This is a genomic window from Rhizobium fabae, assembly GCF_003985135.1.
GTDB lineage: Bacteria > Pseudomonadota > Alphaproteobacteria > Rhizobiales > Rhizobiaceae > Rhizobium > Rhizobium pisi.
In genome coordinates this window covers 15,298-30,259 of sequence record NZ_ML133650.1, presented here as the reverse complement: position 1 = coordinate 30,259, position 14,962 = coordinate 15,298, and the positions used below count along the sequence as shown (strand labels likewise).

At 61.0% G+C, this 14,962-nt stretch carries 18 protein-coding genes; 4 read left to right on the top strand and 14 right to left on the bottom strand.

Annotated features, from left to right (window positions below):
- Position 1: 1 nt before the first annotated feature.
- From EFB14_RS13585 to EFB14_RS13575, 3 genes are all read right to left on the bottom strand, one after another.
- The gene (locus EFB14_RS13585; RefSeq protein WP_126825961.1) at positions 2 to 1,501 is read right to left on the bottom strand and encodes a glycosyltransferase family 39 protein; all 1,500 of its coding nucleotides are present in this window, start codon (positions 1,499 to 1,501) and stop codon (positions 2 to 4) included.
- Between the two features lie 12 nt (positions 1,502 to 1,513).
- Positions 1,514 to 2,530, bottom strand: coding sequence for a glycosyltransferase family 2 protein (locus EFB14_RS13580; RefSeq protein WP_125846167.1), 1,017 nt, complete (start codon positions 2,528 to 2,530; stop codon positions 1,514 to 1,516).
- 148 nt (positions 2,531 to 2,678) lie between these two features.
- Positions 2,679 to 4,166: an ArnT family glycosyltransferase gene (locus EFB14_RS13575; protein WP_126825957.1), complete on the bottom strand. Its 1,488-nt coding sequence runs from the start codon at positions 4,164 to 4,166 to the stop codon at positions 2,679 to 2,681.
- 171 nt (positions 4,167 to 4,337) lie between these two features.
- Here EFB14_RS13575 and EFB14_RS13570 point away from each other — a divergent pair, with 171 nt between their 5' ends.
- Positions 4,338 to 5,300, top strand: a complete 963-nt coding sequence (locus EFB14_RS13570) for a lysylphosphatidylglycerol synthase domain-containing protein (RefSeq protein ID WP_125846165.1) — start codon at positions 4,338 to 4,340, stop codon at positions 5,298 to 5,300.
- Here the strand turns inward: EFB14_RS13570 and EFB14_RS13565 are convergent.
- The 4 genes from EFB14_RS13565 to EFB14_RS13550 are packed head-to-tail and all read right to left on the bottom strand — an operon-like array spanning position 5,268 to position 7,611.
- Complete coding sequence (locus tag EFB14_RS13565) at positions 5,268 to 6,509, bottom strand: RNA polymerase sigma factor (RefSeq protein ID WP_125846164.1); 1,242 nt, start codon at positions 6,507 to 6,509, stop codon at positions 5,268 to 5,270. The two genes, EFB14_RS13570 and EFB14_RS13565, sit on opposite strands and share 33 nt — an antisense overlap.
- 9 nt (positions 6,510 to 6,518) lie before the next feature.
- Positions 6,519 to 6,878 (bottom strand): YciI family protein, encoded by a 360-nt coding sequence (locus EFB14_RS13560; RefSeq protein WP_126825954.1) that lies wholly within the window; start codon positions 6,876 to 6,878, stop codon positions 6,519 to 6,521.
- Between the two features lie 3 nt (positions 6,879 to 6,881).
- Complete coding sequence (locus EFB14_RS13555) at positions 6,882 to 7,241, bottom strand: YciI family protein (RefSeq protein WP_126825951.1); 360 nt, start codon at positions 7,239 to 7,241, stop codon at positions 6,882 to 6,884.
- Between the two features lie 10 nt (positions 7,242 to 7,251).
- The gene (locus tag EFB14_RS13550) at positions 7,252 to 7,611 is read right to left on the bottom strand and encodes a YciI family protein (protein ID WP_125846161.1); all 360 of its coding nucleotides are present in this window, start codon (positions 7,609 to 7,611) and stop codon (positions 7,252 to 7,254) included.
- Positions 7,612 to 7,766: 155 nt separating this feature from the next.
- Between EFB14_RS13550 and EFB14_RS13545 the strand changes: the two genes are divergently transcribed.
- Positions 7,767 to 7,982, top strand: a complete 216-nt coding sequence (locus EFB14_RS13545) for a hypothetical protein (protein ID WP_125846160.1) — start codon at positions 7,767 to 7,769, stop codon at positions 7,980 to 7,982.
- A gap of 9 nt (positions 7,983 to 7,991) precedes the next feature.
- Here EFB14_RS13545 and EFB14_RS13540 read toward each other — a convergent pair whose 3' ends face one another.
- The 3 genes from EFB14_RS13540 to EFB14_RS13530 all read right to left on the bottom strand — a co-directional run bounded on the left by EFB14_RS13540 (position 7,992) and on the right by EFB14_RS13530 (position 10,317).
- The gene (locus tag EFB14_RS13540; protein ID WP_125846159.1) at positions 7,992 to 9,494 is read right to left on the bottom strand and encodes an AMP nucleosidase; all 1,503 of its coding nucleotides are present in this window, start codon (positions 9,492 to 9,494) and stop codon (positions 7,992 to 7,994) included.
- An 88-nt stretch (positions 9,495 to 9,582) separates the two neighbouring features.
- Positions 9,583 to 9,762: a hypothetical protein gene (locus tag EFB14_RS13535; protein ID WP_125846158.1), complete on the bottom strand. Its 180-nt coding sequence runs from the start codon at positions 9,760 to 9,762 to the stop codon at positions 9,583 to 9,585.
- Between the two features lie 216 nt (positions 9,763 to 9,978).
- Positions 9,979 to 10,317, bottom strand: a complete 339-nt coding sequence (locus EFB14_RS13530; protein WP_125846157.1) for a DUF2147 domain-containing protein — start codon at positions 10,315 to 10,317, stop codon at positions 9,979 to 9,981.
- A gap of 445 nt (positions 10,318 to 10,762) precedes the next feature.
- Here EFB14_RS13530 and EFB14_RS13525 point away from each other — a divergent pair, with 445 nt between their 5' ends.
- Positions 10,763 to 11,029, top strand: coding sequence for an SEL1-like repeat protein (locus EFB14_RS13525; RefSeq protein ID WP_125846155.1), 267 nt, complete (start codon positions 10,763 to 10,765; stop codon positions 11,027 to 11,029).
- Positions 11,030 to 11,161: 132 nt separating this feature from the next.
- On the opposite strand, the gene EFB14_RS13520 is transcribed toward EFB14_RS13525, so the two are convergent.
- From EFB14_RS13520 to EFB14_RS13510, 3 genes are all read right to left on the bottom strand, one after another.
- Complete coding sequence (locus EFB14_RS13520) at positions 11,162 to 12,277, bottom strand: pyridoxal phosphate-dependent aminotransferase (protein WP_125846154.1); 1,116 nt, start codon at positions 12,275 to 12,277, stop codon at positions 11,162 to 11,164.
- Between the two features lie 104 nt (positions 12,278 to 12,381).
- On the bottom strand, positions 12,382 to 12,783 hold the full coding sequence (locus tag EFB14_RS13515) for a PilZ domain-containing protein (RefSeq protein WP_125846153.1): 402 nt from the start codon (positions 12,781 to 12,783) through the stop codon (positions 12,382 to 12,384).
- A 206-nt stretch (positions 12,784 to 12,989) separates the two neighbouring features.
- Positions 12,990 to 13,391 carry a DUF2177 family protein gene (locus tag EFB14_RS13510; RefSeq protein ID WP_126825948.1) on the bottom strand — a complete coding sequence of 134 codons (402 nt, stop codon included), beginning with the start codon at positions 13,389 to 13,391 and terminating at the stop codon, positions 12,990 to 12,992.
- Between the two features lie 161 nt (positions 13,392 to 13,552).
- Here EFB14_RS13510 and EFB14_RS13505 point away from each other — a divergent pair, with 161 nt between their 5' ends.
- Entirely contained in the window at positions 13,553 to 13,999 is a 447-nt protein-coding gene (locus tag EFB14_RS13505; protein ID WP_125846151.1) for a baeRF12 domain-containing protein, read from the top strand.
- 52 nt (positions 14,000 to 14,051) lie between these two features.
- On the opposite strand, the gene EFB14_RS13500 is transcribed toward EFB14_RS13505, so the two are convergent.
- Positions 14,052 to 14,918 (bottom strand): LysR family transcriptional regulator, encoded by an 867-nt coding sequence (locus tag EFB14_RS13500; RefSeq protein ID WP_125846150.1) that lies wholly within the window; start codon positions 14,916 to 14,918, stop codon positions 14,052 to 14,054.
- Positions 14,919 to 14,962: the final 44 nt, after the last annotated feature.

The following is a 14,962-nucleotide window of genomic DNA, read 5'->3' as shown; positions in this document are numbered from 1 at the left end:
TCTATCTGTTCCTCGGCCGAGCCCAGGCATAACCGAGCAAAAAATTGTCGCCCTGGCGGCCGAAATAATAGGGAAGCGACAACGAGCCGACCTCTTGCGGCGTGATGCCGGCCGCCGTCAGCGCCGATGAAAACCGCTCCGGCATGACGGCATCCGCAGCCGTCGCCGTCTTTTTGCCGCGCCAGGCGATGAGCACAGGGCCGTCGGCTGACGCATAGGCCGGAATGCCCGGCACAGGAAAATCGGGGATCACGACCGGCACATCGGGAAACTGCAGCCGCATGTTGCCGCCGACATAGGTATCCGACGCGACGATGAGCGCCGGTTCGGCCTGCCGCGTCATTTCGCGCGCGAAGCCGGCCATCGGCACGTTCGGCCTGCTGTACGTGCCGATCAGGCCGGCGCCCACGACGCGGAAGCCGAGCGCGACCAGCACGCAGGCCATCAGCACTGGCACAACGGGCCGGAAGCGGCGCAGTCCGCCCGAAAGGTCGAGCCCGGCTGCCTGCATCTTCGCCAGGAAATAGATCGGCAGCACGAGCAGGAACGGGTCCAGCCAGCGTTCGCGAACCATGGTGGAGCCGGTGAAGAGCACGATGAGAGCGATGCCGGCAAGGCTTGCGAGCATCATCCGCTCCATCAACCGCGTCCAACGGTTTCCCGCCGAGAATGCCCTGAAGAGATCTCGCCGGAAGGCGGCGGCGAAGACGGCAACGGGCAGCGCCGCAAAGGCGATGATGGCGACGACAAAGGCGAGAAGGCCTTTCCCGATGCGCAAGGTGCCGGCGGGCTCGCTGCCGGCGGCCATCTTGACCAGAGTATCGGAGGAAGCGAAGGCGAGATTGTTCAGCAGCCAGATCGCGTGCGGCAGGACGATGACGAGCGCGACGGCGATTGCGATGAGCAGACGCCAATCGAGCACCCTTCGCCGCCATTCCGCATCGGGCAGGATCGCGATCAGCGCGACGACGGGCATCAGGGCAAAGTTATATTTCGAGATCAGCCCGATGCCAGTCGCAAGGCCGAGCAGGAGGTAACCGCCGGTATCGGGCCGGTCGAGCGTGCGGAAGAAGCCGTAGAGGAACAGCGAACTGGCAAAGAGCAGGGCGGTCGTGTGGGTCAGGTCCTGCTGGGCCATGTACGAGACCTGGGGCAGGGTGATCAGTGCCAGCATGGCGACGGCGGCAAGCGCCTGATCTTTCAGTGCTTCGCGTCCCGCAAGACCGTAGAAGAGGTAACACAGAAAGAGCAGGATATTCTTCGGAACAACAAGCGCGCCCATCGACATGCCCGCCACCGAGACGATGGCATATTGCACCCAGTTGTAAAAAGGCGGCTGCGGGCCGTAGCCCGCCAGCAGATATTGCGAGAAGAAGGATTGCTCGGCTTCATCAAGCTCAAGCGAATGCGGAAGCGCGATGCGAAGCACGATGTTGAGCAGGAAATAGGCTGCAAGCAGCAGGCCCGCGGTTCTGATCGTCTTCGTCGCGCGCTCCAGCATCGTGCCGCCGGCTTATGCTTTGGTCTGGTCGTCGAAAATCTGCCGCACGATATAATTCGGAGAAGCGTCGTCACGGTAATAGGTCCGCGCGATCATTTCCGCCAAGATGCCGGTGGTGATCATCTGCACCGAGGACAGCAGAAGCACGACGCCGACCATCAGCATCGGGCGCGTGCCGATATCATTGCCCAGGATGAACTTGTCGAAGCCGAGATAGATGAGGATCAGCATCGCGATCGCGCCGAGGCCAAGACCCAGCGAGCCGAAGAAATGCCCGGGCCGCGCCTTGTAGCGCATGAAGAACATCACCGAAAGCAGGTCGAGGATGACGCGGAAGGTGCGTGAAATGCCGTATTTCGAAACGCCATGCTCGCGGGCATGATGGGTAACGGCCATCTCGCCGATGCGCGAGCTAGGGACGACGCCGGCAACCCAGGCCGGGATGAAGCGGTGCATTTCGCCCATCAGCTTCACTTGCTTGATGATCGAGGCACGGTAGATTTTCAAGCTGCAGCCGTAATCGTGCAGCTTGACGCCGGTGATGCGGCCGATCAGGTAGTTGGCGCACCAGGAGGGGATCTTGCGCAAGAACAGCCCGTCCTTGCGGTTCTTGCGCCAGCCGACCAGGAGGTCGAGTTCACGCCGTTCCAGTTCGGCGACCATCGCAGGAATGTCCTTCGGGTCGTTCTGCAGGTCGCCGTCCATCGTCGCAATCAGGCGGCCCTGGGCGGTGTCGATACCGGCCTGCATTGCGGCGGTCTGGCCGAAGTTGCGCTGCAGCTCGACGATTCTGAGCGTCAGTCCCTCGCGTCCGACGAACTTGCGGGCGTTGACGAGCGTCGCATCCGTGCTGCCGTCGTCGACGAGGATCAGTTCCCAGCGATGCGGATAGGCGGCCATCGCAGCCACGACACGCTCTACAAGCGGGCCGACGCTTTCCTCTTCGTTGAAAATAGGCACGACCAGCGACAGTTCGAGCGATTGTACCGGATCATTCGCACCGCGAATGGTTTCTACCGTTGTTTGCAACTCTTATCTCCAAAAGGCCGTCGGGCGGAACGGCTTTCATAGCCGCCGCAGCACTTGGGAAAGCCTACTACATGAAGTGTTCGCCTGTTGCCAGCGGCCAATGCCGGTTTCCCCGTAATCGGCTAATATGGCGCCGTCCGTCCCTATCCTATTTCGCGCCGCCCTCGACCCAGGAATAGCCGATCGAGAAGAGGTGTTTGTCGTCACCAAAGAGATAGGGCAGCGTCAGCGTGTTCAACTCTTGCAGATGAATGCCCGATGCTTCGAGATCGGCTGCGAAGTCTGGCGGGATGGCTTTGTCGTCAGGCGTTTTGCCGCGCCAGACGACCAGCACCGGCCCTTTCGCCTGTGCATATTCGGGAACGCCGGAACCGGCGAAGAACGGCATTGCGCTGGGAACATCAAGCTCCAATCTCAGATTGCCGGCAAGGTATTTGTCCGATGCCACGATGAGAACGGGCTTGCGGTCGGCGGTCAATTCGGCTGCGAAGCCGGAAATGGGAACGTTCGTTCTCGTGTAGCCGACATATTGCACGCCGACGATCCGGATCAGCAGGATCAGCAGGATGATGACCATGAAGACCGGCACCACGGGCCGGAAACGCGCAAGCCCGGCGGAAAGGTCGAAGCCCGAGCTTTGCAGTTTCAGGAACAGATAGAGCGGCAGGACGAGCAGAAACGGGTCGAGCCAGCGCTCGTGGATATCGCTTGCGCCGCCAATGAAGACCAGGCTGAGGACCGCGAGCAGGCTGATGGCCATCATGCGCTCGATCACCCGTATCATTGGACTGGAGGAGGAGAGCGCACGAAAGAAGTCCCGCCGGAAGGCTGCCGCGAAGAGAACGACCGGCAGCGCGACAAAGCCGAGGACGGCGATGATGAAGGAGAGCAGTCCCTGTCCGATGCGGGGAAGGCCGGCGGCCGCTTCGTCCTTGGCGGCCATCCGTTTCAGTGTCGAGGCGGAGGCGCGGGCGAGATTGTCGGGCAGCCAGAGCGCATGCGGCAATATGATGAGGATGGCGACGACGATCGCCACCAGCAAACGCCAGTCGAACAGACGGCTGCGCCATTCCCGGTTCGGCAGCACCGCCATCAGGGCGGCGAACGGAAGGATGACGAAATTATACTTCGAGATCAGGCCGATGCCGGTGGCGATGCCGATGACGAGATAGCTTCCGAGCGTCGGTCGTTGCAGCGTACGGAAGAAACCGAAGAGGAACAGCGAGCTGGCAAACAGCAGCGCTACCGTGTGAGTGAGTTCCCTCTGCGCCAGGAAGCCCACCTGCGGCAAGGTGATGAGGCTCAGCATGGCGACCGCGGCGAGGGATCGGTTTTTCAGCACTTCGCGGGCGGCAAGGCCGTAGAAGAGATAGCAAGAGAATAGGAGGATGTTCTTTGGAACGGAGATCGCCCACATCGATATGCCGGTCACCGAGACGACGGCATATTGCATCCAGTTGTAGAAAGGCGGCTGCTCGTTATAACCGGCGAGCAGATATTGCGAAAAGAACGACTGCTCCGCTTCGTCGAGATCAAGTGTGTGCGGCAATGTCAGCCGGAGCGCGATATTCAGCAGGAAATAGCATGCAAGAAAAATGCTTGCGCCGGTAATGCCTTTGGTAATCCGCTCCAACATCGATCTCCACGTCAAGCCGGCAAGGCGCCATCGTCTACCTGTCGGTCGCCGGCGCGGAAGAGCGTTCGCCGCCGTCGCCCATCAACTCCGACGTTGTGCGCAACTTTCATTTCTCTTAAAAGCCGACGGGACCGGGGCCTGTGCCGACGCCAAGTGAGGATTGCCTACTACATGAAGAGTTCGATCGTTGAAAGCCGGCAGTCCTGGTTTATGCGCAATCGTATGACCGTGCTGACGATCGTCATTGTCTTAGCCTATGCGCTCTTCGTGCAATGGTTCTGGGGCTGGCCTGTCATCATCAAGCAATGGGCCGATGTCGGCGCCGGTCCCGTGATCGGCGCGCTGATCGCTCTGACGAGCACCTATTTCCTACGCACCTGGCGCATTTACGATTATTTTCCCAAAGAAACGGCGGGCCGCTTCGCGACGCTCTTCCGCGTCACGCAGATCCACAATCTTCTGAACATCATGCTGCCCTTCCGCACTGGCGAGACCAGTTTTCCGCTGTTGATGCGCACTGAATTCGGCATTCCGCTGGCGCGGGGAACCTCCGCACTCTTCGTCATGCGGCTGCTGGACCTGCACGCGCTTTTGGCCGCTGCCGGCATCGGCTTTGCGCTCGCCGCCGCAAATATGGTTGTCGCCTGGTTGCTCTGGGCAGCCTTTCTGCTTTTGCCTGTCGCGTGCTTCGCCGCCCGCAAGCCGCTGCTGCGCCTTGCCGCCAGGCTGCTGCCCGCCAAGGCGCAGAAATTCGTTGCGGAGATCGAAAACGGCTTGCCGCTCGATGCCGTCGCCTTTGCGCGCGCCTGGGCGATGACCATCGTCAACTGGCTGGTGAAGGTGGTGGTACTTGCCTGGGCACTCGGTCTAATGGGCGTGCTGCCGATGGCGGCAAGCTTCGGCGGTGCGCTCGGCGGCGAGCTCTCCTCCGTGCTGCCGGTGCATGCGCCGGGCGGCGTCGGCACCTATCCTGCCGGAATCACCGCCGGCGCGATTGCTTTCGGCGCCTCGAGCGAGCGGCTGGCCCTTGACGCGCTGGCACAGGCGAGCGTCAATGCTCACCTGCTGATCATCGTCTCGGCGCTCACCGGGACGGCGATCTCACTGCCGCTCGGACGTCGCGGCAAGCTCTGAAATCCGCTTCCTGAGAAAGGCCCGCTCCGGTTCCTGCCGGCAGAGCGACAGCGCCGTTTCATAGGCCGCGATCGCCTCTTCTCTCCGGCTGAGGCGGCGCAGGAAATCGGCGCGGGCCGAATGAGCGAGGTGATAGGCCTGCAGCTCCCTGCGTCCCAGAATGGCGTCGATCAGATCCAGCCCTTTCGCCGGCCCGTCCGCCATAGCGATCGCCACAGCGCGATTGAGCTCGACGATCGGGGAGGGCTGCGCCGCCAGAAGCAGATCGTAATAGAAGGCAATCCGTCGCCAGTCGGTTTCTTCGGCTGCCGATGCCCGGGCATGTTCGGCGGCGATGGCCGCCTGCAGCGTATAGGTGCCGATCTCTCCCGCCCGCATCGCCTCGGCAAGCAGGGTCAGACCTTCCGCGATCTTCGCATTGTCCCAGAGCGAACGGTCCTGATCCGCAAGCAGCACTAGCGATCCCTCGCCGCCGCAGCGGGCATTGCGGCGGGAGTCTTGCAGCAGCATCAGGGCCAGCAGGCCGGAGACGTCGGGGTGCGGCAGCAGCGTCAGAAGCAGCCGCGCCAGCCGTATCGCCTCCGCGGTCAGGTCGGCGCGGACCACCTCATCGCCGGAGGAGGCGGAATAGCCTTCGTTGAAGACGAGATAGATGACGTGCAGCACCCGGTCGAGCCGCTCCGGCAGCGCCTCGCGGCCAGGCACCTCGTAGGGGATTTTCGCCTCCCGGATCCTGCCCTTGGCGCGCACGATCCGCTGGGCGACTGTCGGCGCCGGAATGAGGAAAGCATGGGCGATCTCTTCGGTGGTCAATCCGCAGATTTCCCGAAGCGCCATCGCCGTCTGCGCATCGGCAGGAATAACGGGATGGCAACAGGTGAAGACCAGCCGCAGCATGTCGTCTTCGATTGCTTCCATGTCGCCGATCTCCGTTTCGTCGACCGTGTAGAGACTGTCCTCGATGTGCTGCTGCGAGGCGTCGAAGCGGGCCCGGCGCCGGATCGTATCGATTGCCTTGAAGCGTCCCGTCGAAACGAGCCATGCGAAGGGGTTGCCGGGAATGCCGTCGTGCGGCCATGTCCGCGCAGCCGCGGCAAAGGCATCGTGGAGCGCTTCCTCTGCCCGGTCGAAATCGCCGAGCAGGCGGATCAGCGTCGCCAGCACCCGGCGCGACTGCGTTCGGTAGATTTCCTCGATCACGCTTTCCAACGGCGCACCTCAATCCGGCTGGGTCAGTATCCGCACCGGCCTGAGTTCGACCGCACCGAAACGCGCCGAAGGGATCCGCCCGGCAATCTCCCTTGCCGTCGCCACGTCGGGGGCTTCGATGACATAGAAGCCGGCCAGATACTCCTTCGTCTCGACATAGGGCCCGTCGGTGGCCGAAAGCGTATTGTTTCGAACGCGCAGCACCGTCGCCTTGTCAGGCGTCTCCAATGCGTCGGAATGGATCATGATGCCGTCGCGGAGCAGTTCCTCGTCGAAGGCGAAATGGGCTTTGATCAGTTCATTGGTTTCATCAGGCGTCAGCGTGCCGTCGGTGTCGGTGGAATTGTAGATCAGGCAGATGTAGCGCATGGCTCAGCACTCCTCCTTGATCGAATAGGCCGGCCGCACCTCGATGGAGCCGTATCGCGCTACGGGAAAGGTGGCGGCGATATCAGTCGCCTCTTCCATGTCTTTCGCCTCGATCAACACGAAGCCGCCGAGATGCTCCTTGATTTCGGCGAAAGGGCCGTCCGTTGCCGTCACCGCATTGTTGCGAACCCTGACCGTCATGGCCGTTGAAGGTTCGCGCAGGGCCAACGCCACCAGCAGGTGGCCGCTGTCGCGCAGCCTGTCGTCGTTGACGATGGAATCCTTCGTCAGCTTTGCGCCCTCCTCGGCGGAAATGGCGCTGATCTTTGCGGTTTCGAACCAGACCTGACACAGATATTTCATCGCCGTCTCCTCACGCGTGCTCGCCGAAGGAATGAATGGGCCGCACCTCGATTGCGCCGAGCTTGGCGAGCGGGATGCCGGCGGCAATCCGGATCGCCTCGTTGAGATCCTTGGCCTCGATCAGGATGAAGCCGCCGAGCGCCTCCTTGGTCTCGGCAAAGGGGCCGTCCGTCACCGACATCTCGCCGCGACGCACCCGGACGGTCACGGCCGATTTCGGCGACTGCAGCGCCTGGGCGACGATCATATGTCCGCTTTTGACGAGATCTCTGTCGTAGTTCAAGGAATTCGCGTCGAGTTCGGCCTTCTCCTCATTCGTCATGGCGTCGAGTGTCGCGCCATCGAACCAGACCTGGCAGAGATATTTCATCGCGGACAGTCTCCCTTGCCGTGTTCCAATAACCCTAGACGAACGACCTTCGCGCCTTTCGACAACCGCGAGAAAAATCTTTGTGCCGGTCCGGTGTCGAAATCGCAGGGCAGCACTCGACAAGGCATCGTTGAAACCTGTCGAGGAGAATGGCAATGAGTATTCTTGAAATCGCGGTGGCAAGCCACATCTGGGCGCGCCGCCATGAAAAGCGTGAGCTGGAGTTCCTCGAAAACGATGGGTTGAAGATTCTCCAGCGCGTCGCTGTCGCTTTCCTGGCCTTCACCCTGTTGATCGCAGGGCTGAACATTGCCGCCGGCAGGCCGCAGACGCTTGCGCAACAGTCGGTGCCTTTTGTGGCAGACCGATGAGAAAACGGCCTATTGGAAGGCCGTTTCGAAGAAGCTGCGCAGCTTACGTGAATGCAGCGCTTCCTTCGGCATGGCGGCAAGCTTCTGCACGGCGCGGATGCCGATCTGCAAATGCTGGTTGACTTGCGTGCGATAGAACGCGGTTGCCATGCCCGGCAGCTTCAGCTCGCCATGCAGCGGCTTGTCTGAGACGCAGAGCAGCGTGCCGTAGGGCACGCGGAAGCGGAAGCCGTTGGCGGCAATCGTTGCCGACTCCATATCGAGCGCGATGGCGCGCGCCTGTGAAAGCCGCTTCACTGGCCCGCGCTGGTCGCGTAGTTCCCAGTTGCGGTTGTCGATCGTACCGACGGTGCCGGTGCGCATGATGCGCTTCAGCTCGAAGCCTTCGTAACCAGTGATTTCGGCGACGGCCGCTTCCAGCGCCACCTGCACTTCGGCCAGCGCCGGGATCGGCACCCAGATCGGCAGGTCGTCGTCGAGAACATGGTCCTCGCGCATATAGGCATGGGCAAGCACATAGTCGCCGAGCCGCTGGCTGTTGCGAAGGCCGGCGCAGTGGCCGAGCATCAGCCAGGCATGCGGGCGCAGCACGGCCACATGGTCGGTGATCGTCTTGGCGTTGGAGGGGCCGACGCCAATATTGATCATGGTGATCCCGGCATGGCCCTTCTTCTTCAGATGGTAGGCCGGCATCTGCGGCAGGCGGGCGAGGGTCGCATCCGTTTCCGGCGCGCTCGAACCGGGCAGGGTGACGACATTGCCCGGCTCGACGAAGGCGGTATAGCCGTCGCCGCCCTCCGCCATCAGCTTGCGCGCCCAGCTGCAGAATTCATCGATATAGAACTGGTAGTTCGTGAACAGAACGAAATTCTGGAAGTGCTCGGCATGCGTCGCCGTATAATGCGACAGACGGGCGAGCGAATAATCGATGCGTTGCGCCGTGAATGGCGCAAGCGGCGAGGGCTCTCCCGGCGGCGGGATATATTCGCCGTTGGCGATCTCGTCATCGGTGGTGTTGAGATCGGGCGTGTCGAAAATATCGCGCATCGGAATGTCGATGAAGGCGTTGGTCGATGCTTCCACATGCGCGCCCTCGCCGAAGGCGAAGTGCAAAGGGATCGGCGTCGTCGATTCCGAGACGATGACAGGAACATTGTGGCTCTTCACCAACAGCGCCAACTGCTCCTTCAAGTAATGCTTGAAGAGCTTCGGCCGGGTGACTGTCGTCGTATAGATGCCCGGTGCCGTGACATGACCGTAGGAAAGGCGGGAATCGACGTGGCCGAAGCTTGTCGTCTCAATGCTGACCTGCGGATAGAAAGCGCGGTAGCGCGAAGAGATCGGCGCCCCCTGCGCAAGCTCGGTGAAGCTCTTGATCAGGAACGCCGTATTACGGTCGTAAAGCGCTGTCAGCGCTTCCACGGCCTTGGCGGGATCATCAAAGCTTTGTGGCTGGAAAAGGGGTGGTGAGGATATGTCGAGCGGCGACAAAGGGGAGATTCGTTTGTTCATGACGCATTATAGAGAGTTGTTTTTGACAAGCAAACGACGCGCGCCGACGGAATCCGATTATTTTATCCTCTTCCGTGTCGGATGCCGGTCACTGCACCGCTGGCGCGCAGAAGTTGCCGTTTCTCTCCAGGCAGGTATAGCTTGCCCCGAAATGCGACTGCGCACCGCCGCCGCCTTTGTGCACCACGACCGCTGAAAACGTGATCGCGAAGATCGCCGCAAATAGCGTGATGATGCTAAAGCGTCTTGCCAGAATATACATGTTCATTGCCTTGCCCCCGATACGCAACTCGATCGTGACAAGAGTTTTGCCATAGGGCGGCTGAATGAGTGCTGAGATGCCGGTTCATCCGCCGTTCAGCTTGCCGGCCAGGCTGGGGCGGGGTTGTGGAGAATATCGGGAAGCCTTGAAGAGCTTCGAAGCATGCCGATGTGCCGGCACGCTTCTGCGTTTCGATGATCGTGAAGTGGGGTCGTTGCAGCGTCAGAGCCGCGTCCAGGTTTGCGTCTTGCAGAGAACCTTCATCACGCAGCCCTGCATCCTCAGCGAATTGCCGGAAACCTTGCCCGAGCCGCTATAGGTCTTATCGGCGGCAGGGTCGGTGATCTCCCCGGCATAGCTGCCCGCGGTTCCCGCAAGCGTGCCGATCTTCCGGCCGGCATATTTACCGGTCTTCAGTGTCACGCAGTAACTGCCGCCGCAGGATGCGATCACCGCCGTATCGCCGGCGGCCGTCTTCCAGTTGCCGACGATCGGCTCTTCTGCATGCGCTATGCCGGCGATCACTGCGATGGCGGCGGCGAGAGCGAGGCTACGGATCATCTATTCCTCCTTGATGTCCTTGGTCGGTCGCGAAAATAGCTGACGCGAACGTAAAGGTAAATAAGCGTGATCGCGATCCTGCCGGCCATGGAAGGCAAGCCAGAAAAAAAGCGTTCGGCAAGCCCATAACGAAATCGCCTGCTGATTTCATGATGAACGATCCCTTTATTTTCAAATCTGAATCTTTCGTAAAATCCAAGCGAAAATCCTTAAAACGCAAGGAATCCGATGTTTAACAAAAACCCAATTTTACCAAGCATTTGCACTTTGTTTGTCTCAAATTAATCATGCATTTTAGGCGTTTTTTGAAAGCCGTTTGGCATAGTGAACCCATCAAACGAGCGGGGCAAACCCGCCGGACCGGAAGGGCCGAAAGCCGCGATAGACGGCAAGGCCTGAAGGTAAAACAGGGTAAGTCATAAACAGGCTAACAGGGATAAAACCGATGGCACGCTTTGAAATGCACAATGCTGAAACGGCCACCATGGGTGGCGACAATAGCGCCGATGTCTTCTGCGAAATGGGTCTGATGTATGCGACCGGCCGCGGCTGCGAAGTCGATCTCGTCGCTGCCCACAAGTGGCTGAACATCGCCGCAATCAAGGGTAACGACCGCGCCGCCGAGCTTCGCGCCGACGTGGCCGCGTCCATGGACAAGATGCAGATCGTAGCAGCGCTGCGCGCTGCCCGCGAATGGATGACGGTTCACTGAGACCGTCTCCAGTTGAGAATTCGACCGGAATAACAACCTCGAAAGAGGGGGCTGGCGGGGCGCTTTTGACGGGGCCGATGTCAGGAGAAGGGAACCGCGGCCGGATCCTCCACCGGGCGCGGTTCTTCTGTTTTATCGGCTGATTTTCTTCAGCACCTGCGGCAGCGCTTCTTCGAGGAGCGCTATATCCGCCTCGGGGCCGACGCTGACACGGATGCAGCGGTTGAGCGGCGCCACGCCGGGCATGCGAATGAAGACGCCGTGCTCCATCAGGCCATCGACGATCGCCCTTGCGTATATGCCATCACGCCCAGCGTCGATCGCCACGAAGTTCGTGGCCGAGGGCAGGGGCTGAAGTCCGTTCGCCCGGGCGATGCCGGCGATCCGCTCCCGCGCCGCATGGATTTTCCCGACCACCTCGACGAGATAGTCCTGGTCCTTGAGGGCCGCGAGGGCTGCTGATGTCGCCAGCCGGTTCATGCCGAAATGATTGCGGATCTTGTCGAAAGCCTGCGCCGTGCCTGGGGTGGAGATCACATAGCCGATGCGTGCGCCGGCAAGCCCATAGGCCTTGGAGAAAGTGCGGGTGCGAACGACGTTCGGCAGGTCGATCAGCGAGGAGATCGATGGCAGCGAATCCGCGGGCCCCGTTTCACTATAGGCTTCATCCAGCACCAACAGCGTCGTCTCGGGTAGTGCCTTGGCGAAGGCGATGATCCGGTCGGCATTCCACCAGCTTCCCATCGGATTGTCAGGATTGGCGAAATAGACGAGCGGCGCGTCTTCGCGCTTCACCGTCTCAAGGAGCCCGTGGAGATCCTCGCGGTCGTTTAAATAGGGAACGGTCACCAGCCGGCCGCCGAAGCCGGCGACGTGGAAATTGAAGGTCGGATAGGCGCCGAGAGAGGTGACGACCGGCGCGCCCGGCTCGATCACCAGCCGGACGATCTGGCCGAGCAATTCATCGATGCCGCTGCCGATGGCGATATTGGCGGCAGTCACGCCGAGATGGGCGCTCAGCGCTTCCCTGAGCGCGAAATTTTCCGGATCGTTATATTTCCAGATGTTGCCGGCCTCCTCACGCATCGCTGCGAGAACGGAAGGGGCGGGGCCGAAGCCGTTCTCATTGGCGCCGATGCGGGCCAAAACGGCCAGTCCGCGCTGACGCTCGATCGCCTCTGGACCGACGAAGGGAACTGTGGAGGGCAGGGCGCTGGCAAGGGGCGTAAAGCGCGAAAAGGCGGACATGCGAAGGCAATTTCCCGGGCACGGTGACATCAGGCGCAACAATAGGCCCGGGCACGGCCAAGGCAAGCAAGATTATTCCGCAACCGGACGATCGCCAGTCTATATCACGCGCGGAAGATCGGTGCGCGCCGGGCGTTGATCGCTTCCATATTGCCGACAAGGAAATCGGTACGAACGACGCGGCGCAGAACCTCAGGATCCAGGATGTTGATGAACCGCACCCCGATGCGTTCCTTGTTGCGGTAGACCTCGGCGCAGCCGATGCGATAGGCGAGGCCGAGAATGTTGAGATAGTAGTGCTTGGGCAGCCCGGCAGTGGTCGACACGATGAAGGTGGCGCCGCCCTGCGAGATATCGATAATCTCGGCGCTTCGCATCGAGACGCCGGTGAGGCATGGCCGGACGGCGACGATACGGGCGGGCCGTTTAACGTTGAATTCTTCCCAGCGCAGGTCGTAGACAGCGGATTTGACCGTGGCAAGGTGTGTAGCGCGGAGCATAGTCATCTCACATTCTCCGTCAGACAGGGCACATTCGGGGTCTTAATGTCAAACAGAGCCGTCTTGATCGCATTCAAGCTGGCCTTGCTCGAACCAAGGTCACATGAATGTTTTGCGCATTCGTCAAATATAAAATTACCATTTTAACGAGTTTAAACTTTGTTCCCAAGCGGGACGCCCGGATGTCCATTATCGGGACGCGGGCTCTCGCTTCAGCCGATGAACCTGACGGCGAAATATCCGCCGGCAGCGGTCAGCGCCGTCAGAGCCGTGCCCCAGACCATGTCGATCAGGCTCATGGTGAGCGGCCAGTTCCGGAGCGTGGCGAGATTGGTGAGGTCGTAGGTGCCATAGGCCGCCAGTCCCAGAATGGCACCGTGGAGAAGTCCGGTTGTGATCGATTCTGCCGACAGCGCCGGCAGCACGGCAAGCACGACCACGGCGGCGGTGAAGAACAGATAGAATAGCGCGGCGACCGTAAGATTGGGCGAGGGCAGCATCAGTGCTCCCAGCTGCTCGCGATAGAAACTGCGGGCGATAAGGCCGAGCCATACCCCGTCGCAGACGAGAAGAGTGAGAAAGGCGCCGGCATAGGCGAGCAGGGCTGTCTTCATTGTCAATCTCCAGAAGATGCCTCTTCTACGCAGCAAAGGCCGGCCGGATCGCCACCCGTTCGATTTCGGCGCAATTTTCCTGAACTCTTTCAATGGCCGGGCGTTCTGCCTTGATCGATGAAGCACGGCGCGCTTCGAATGACGACAGCGAGGAGTTGAAGATGAACGACGTCAGAGTCCCATGGAAATCATGGGTCGTGGTCTGCAATGGAGCCAAGGCTCTGATCATGCAGAATGCCGGCGATGCCCAACTGATGAACCTGAAGGTGCTGGAAACTCTAACGCAGCCGAGCGAGCCCGATCGCGAAATTGGCACCGACAAGCCCGGGCGCAGCCATGCCGCCGGCGGCTTCAGCGGCAGCGCTGTCGAGGAAACCAACTGGCAGGATCAGGCCGAAGCCCAATTTTTGAAACAGGTAGCCGAAAAGCTCGACGAACTGGCGCAGGAAAAGGATACCCGCCACATCGTCCTCGTTGCGCCGCCGAAGGCGCTCGGCACGCTGCGGCCGGCACTCAGCGCCGATACGCAGGCCGCAATCTCCGCGGAATTGGCGAAGGACTATACCAATATGCCGGTTGACGAGATCGAGCGACATCTCGCGGCCTGAGCTGTGAGCACCAACCAAAGGAAACGCGGGTCGAGAGGCCCGCGTTTTCGTGTCACACCGATGGTCTCTGCCCGGCAAACAGGTCTTCATGATCGGCAAAGAGCGCCGCCAGACGATCGATAACGATCCTGACCTCCGGCCGTTGCCGTTCGTCGTCATGCGCGACAATCCACATTTCGTAAGTCAGGTCGTCGATCACAGGGCCGGCGCGAATAAGTGCGCGCTCCTGATCGCCGATGAAACAGGGAAGCACGCCGCGACCGGCACCGCCGCGGATGAGGTAAAAGAGCATATGCGGCGTGGTCGTCCAGCTGGTGATCCAGTAATCCGGCTGTTCGAAAGTCCATTTGTCCGCCGGCGTAGTGGCGGTATCGGTGCCGAGCGAGATCCAGTTGCAGTTGGTCTCGTCGTAGCCGGCCGACTGATAAACCGCGTGCGCCACCTTGACCGAACGGCGGATCGCGACATTGCCGCTCTCCGGCCGACTGTGGCGAATGGCGATATGGGCCTCGCGATAGGTGAAATCGACGCTCGCGTCACAGGTCTTGTAGCACATGCGGAAGCTGTCCTTCGGCGTCCAGACGCTGGCCAGATGGTCGGCGATGAAGCGCGAGGTCCAGCTGTCGGCGGCCGTCGAGACGATCGGCAGCGTCAGCACCTCGCCGCGCCAGTCGGAGATTGCGCGCGCCGCCTCCTGCATCAGTCGGACCCGATCGAGCAGCTCCTGCCCGTCCTTCGCCAGCAGATAGCCAGTCGGACCGCGACTGAACAAGGAGCGGCCGGTCACCCGTTCGAGCGCCAGCATGCGCCGGCCGATCGTCGGCGCGCTGAGCCCGGTGCTCGCCGCCGCTGCCGAAAGTCCGCCGCCGGTCGCGACATAGAAGAAAAGTTGAAGGTCGTCCCAGCTTGCATCTTTCATGGATGAAAACCCCCTTTCCCCAGCGTCTCTACATCTGAGCGGCG

Coding starts and splice junctions, on each gene's coding strand:
- EFB14_RS13585 (WP_126825961.1), bottom strand. CDS start 1,501: ATGCTGGAGCGCGCGACGAAGACGATCAGAACCGCGGGCCTGCTGCTT.
- EFB14_RS13575 (WP_126825957.1), bottom strand. CDS start 4,166: ATGTTGGAGCGGATTACCAAAGGCATTACCGGCGCAAGCATTTTTCTT.
- EFB14_RS13570 (WP_125846165.1), top strand. CDS start 4,338: ATGAAGAGTTCGATCGTTGAAAGCCGGCAGTCCTGGTTTATGCGCAAT.
- EFB14_RS13560 (WP_126825954.1), bottom strand. CDS start 6,878: ATGCGCTACATCTGCCTGATCTACAATTCCACCGACACCGACGGCACG.
- EFB14_RS13555 (WP_126825951.1), bottom strand. CDS start 7,241: ATGAAATATCTGTGTCAGGTCTGGTTCGAAACCGCAAAGATCAGCGCC.
- EFB14_RS13550 (WP_125846161.1), bottom strand. CDS start 7,611: ATGAAATATCTCTGCCAGGTCTGGTTCGATGGCGCGACACTCGACGCC.
- EFB14_RS13545 (WP_125846160.1), top strand. CDS start 7,767: ATGAGTATTCTTGAAATCGCGGTGGCAAGCCACATCTGGGCGCGCCGC.
- EFB14_RS13540 (WP_125846159.1), bottom strand. CDS start 9,494: ATGAACAAACGAATCTCCCCTTTGTCGCCGCTCGACATATCCTCACCA.
- EFB14_RS13535 (WP_125846158.1), bottom strand. CDS start 9,762: ATGAACATGTATATTCTGGCAAGACGCTTTAGCATCATCACGCTATTT.
- EFB14_RS13530 (WP_125846157.1), bottom strand. CDS start 10,317: ATGATCCGTAGCCTCGCTCTCGCCGCCGCCATCGCAGTGATCGCCGGC.
- EFB14_RS13525 (WP_125846155.1), top strand. CDS start 10,763: ATGGCACGCTTTGAAATGCACAATGCTGAAACGGCCACCATGGGTGGC.
- EFB14_RS13520 (WP_125846154.1), bottom strand. CDS start 12,277: ATGTCCGCCTTTTCGCGCTTTACGCCCCTTGCCAGCGCCCTGCCCTCC.
- EFB14_RS13515 (WP_125846153.1), bottom strand. CDS start 12,783: ATGACTATGCTCCGCGCTACACACCTTGCCACGGTCAAATCCGCTGTC.
- EFB14_RS13510 (WP_126825948.1), bottom strand. CDS start 13,391: ATGAAGACAGCCCTGCTCGCCTATGCCGGCGCCTTTCTCACTCTTCTC.
- EFB14_RS13505 (WP_125846151.1), top strand. CDS start 13,553: ATGAACGACGTCAGAGTCCCATGGAAATCATGGGTCGTGGTCTGCAAT.
- EFB14_RS13500 (WP_125846150.1), bottom strand. CDS start 14,918: ATGAAAGATGCAAGCTGGGACGACCTTCAACTTTTCTTCTATGTCGCG.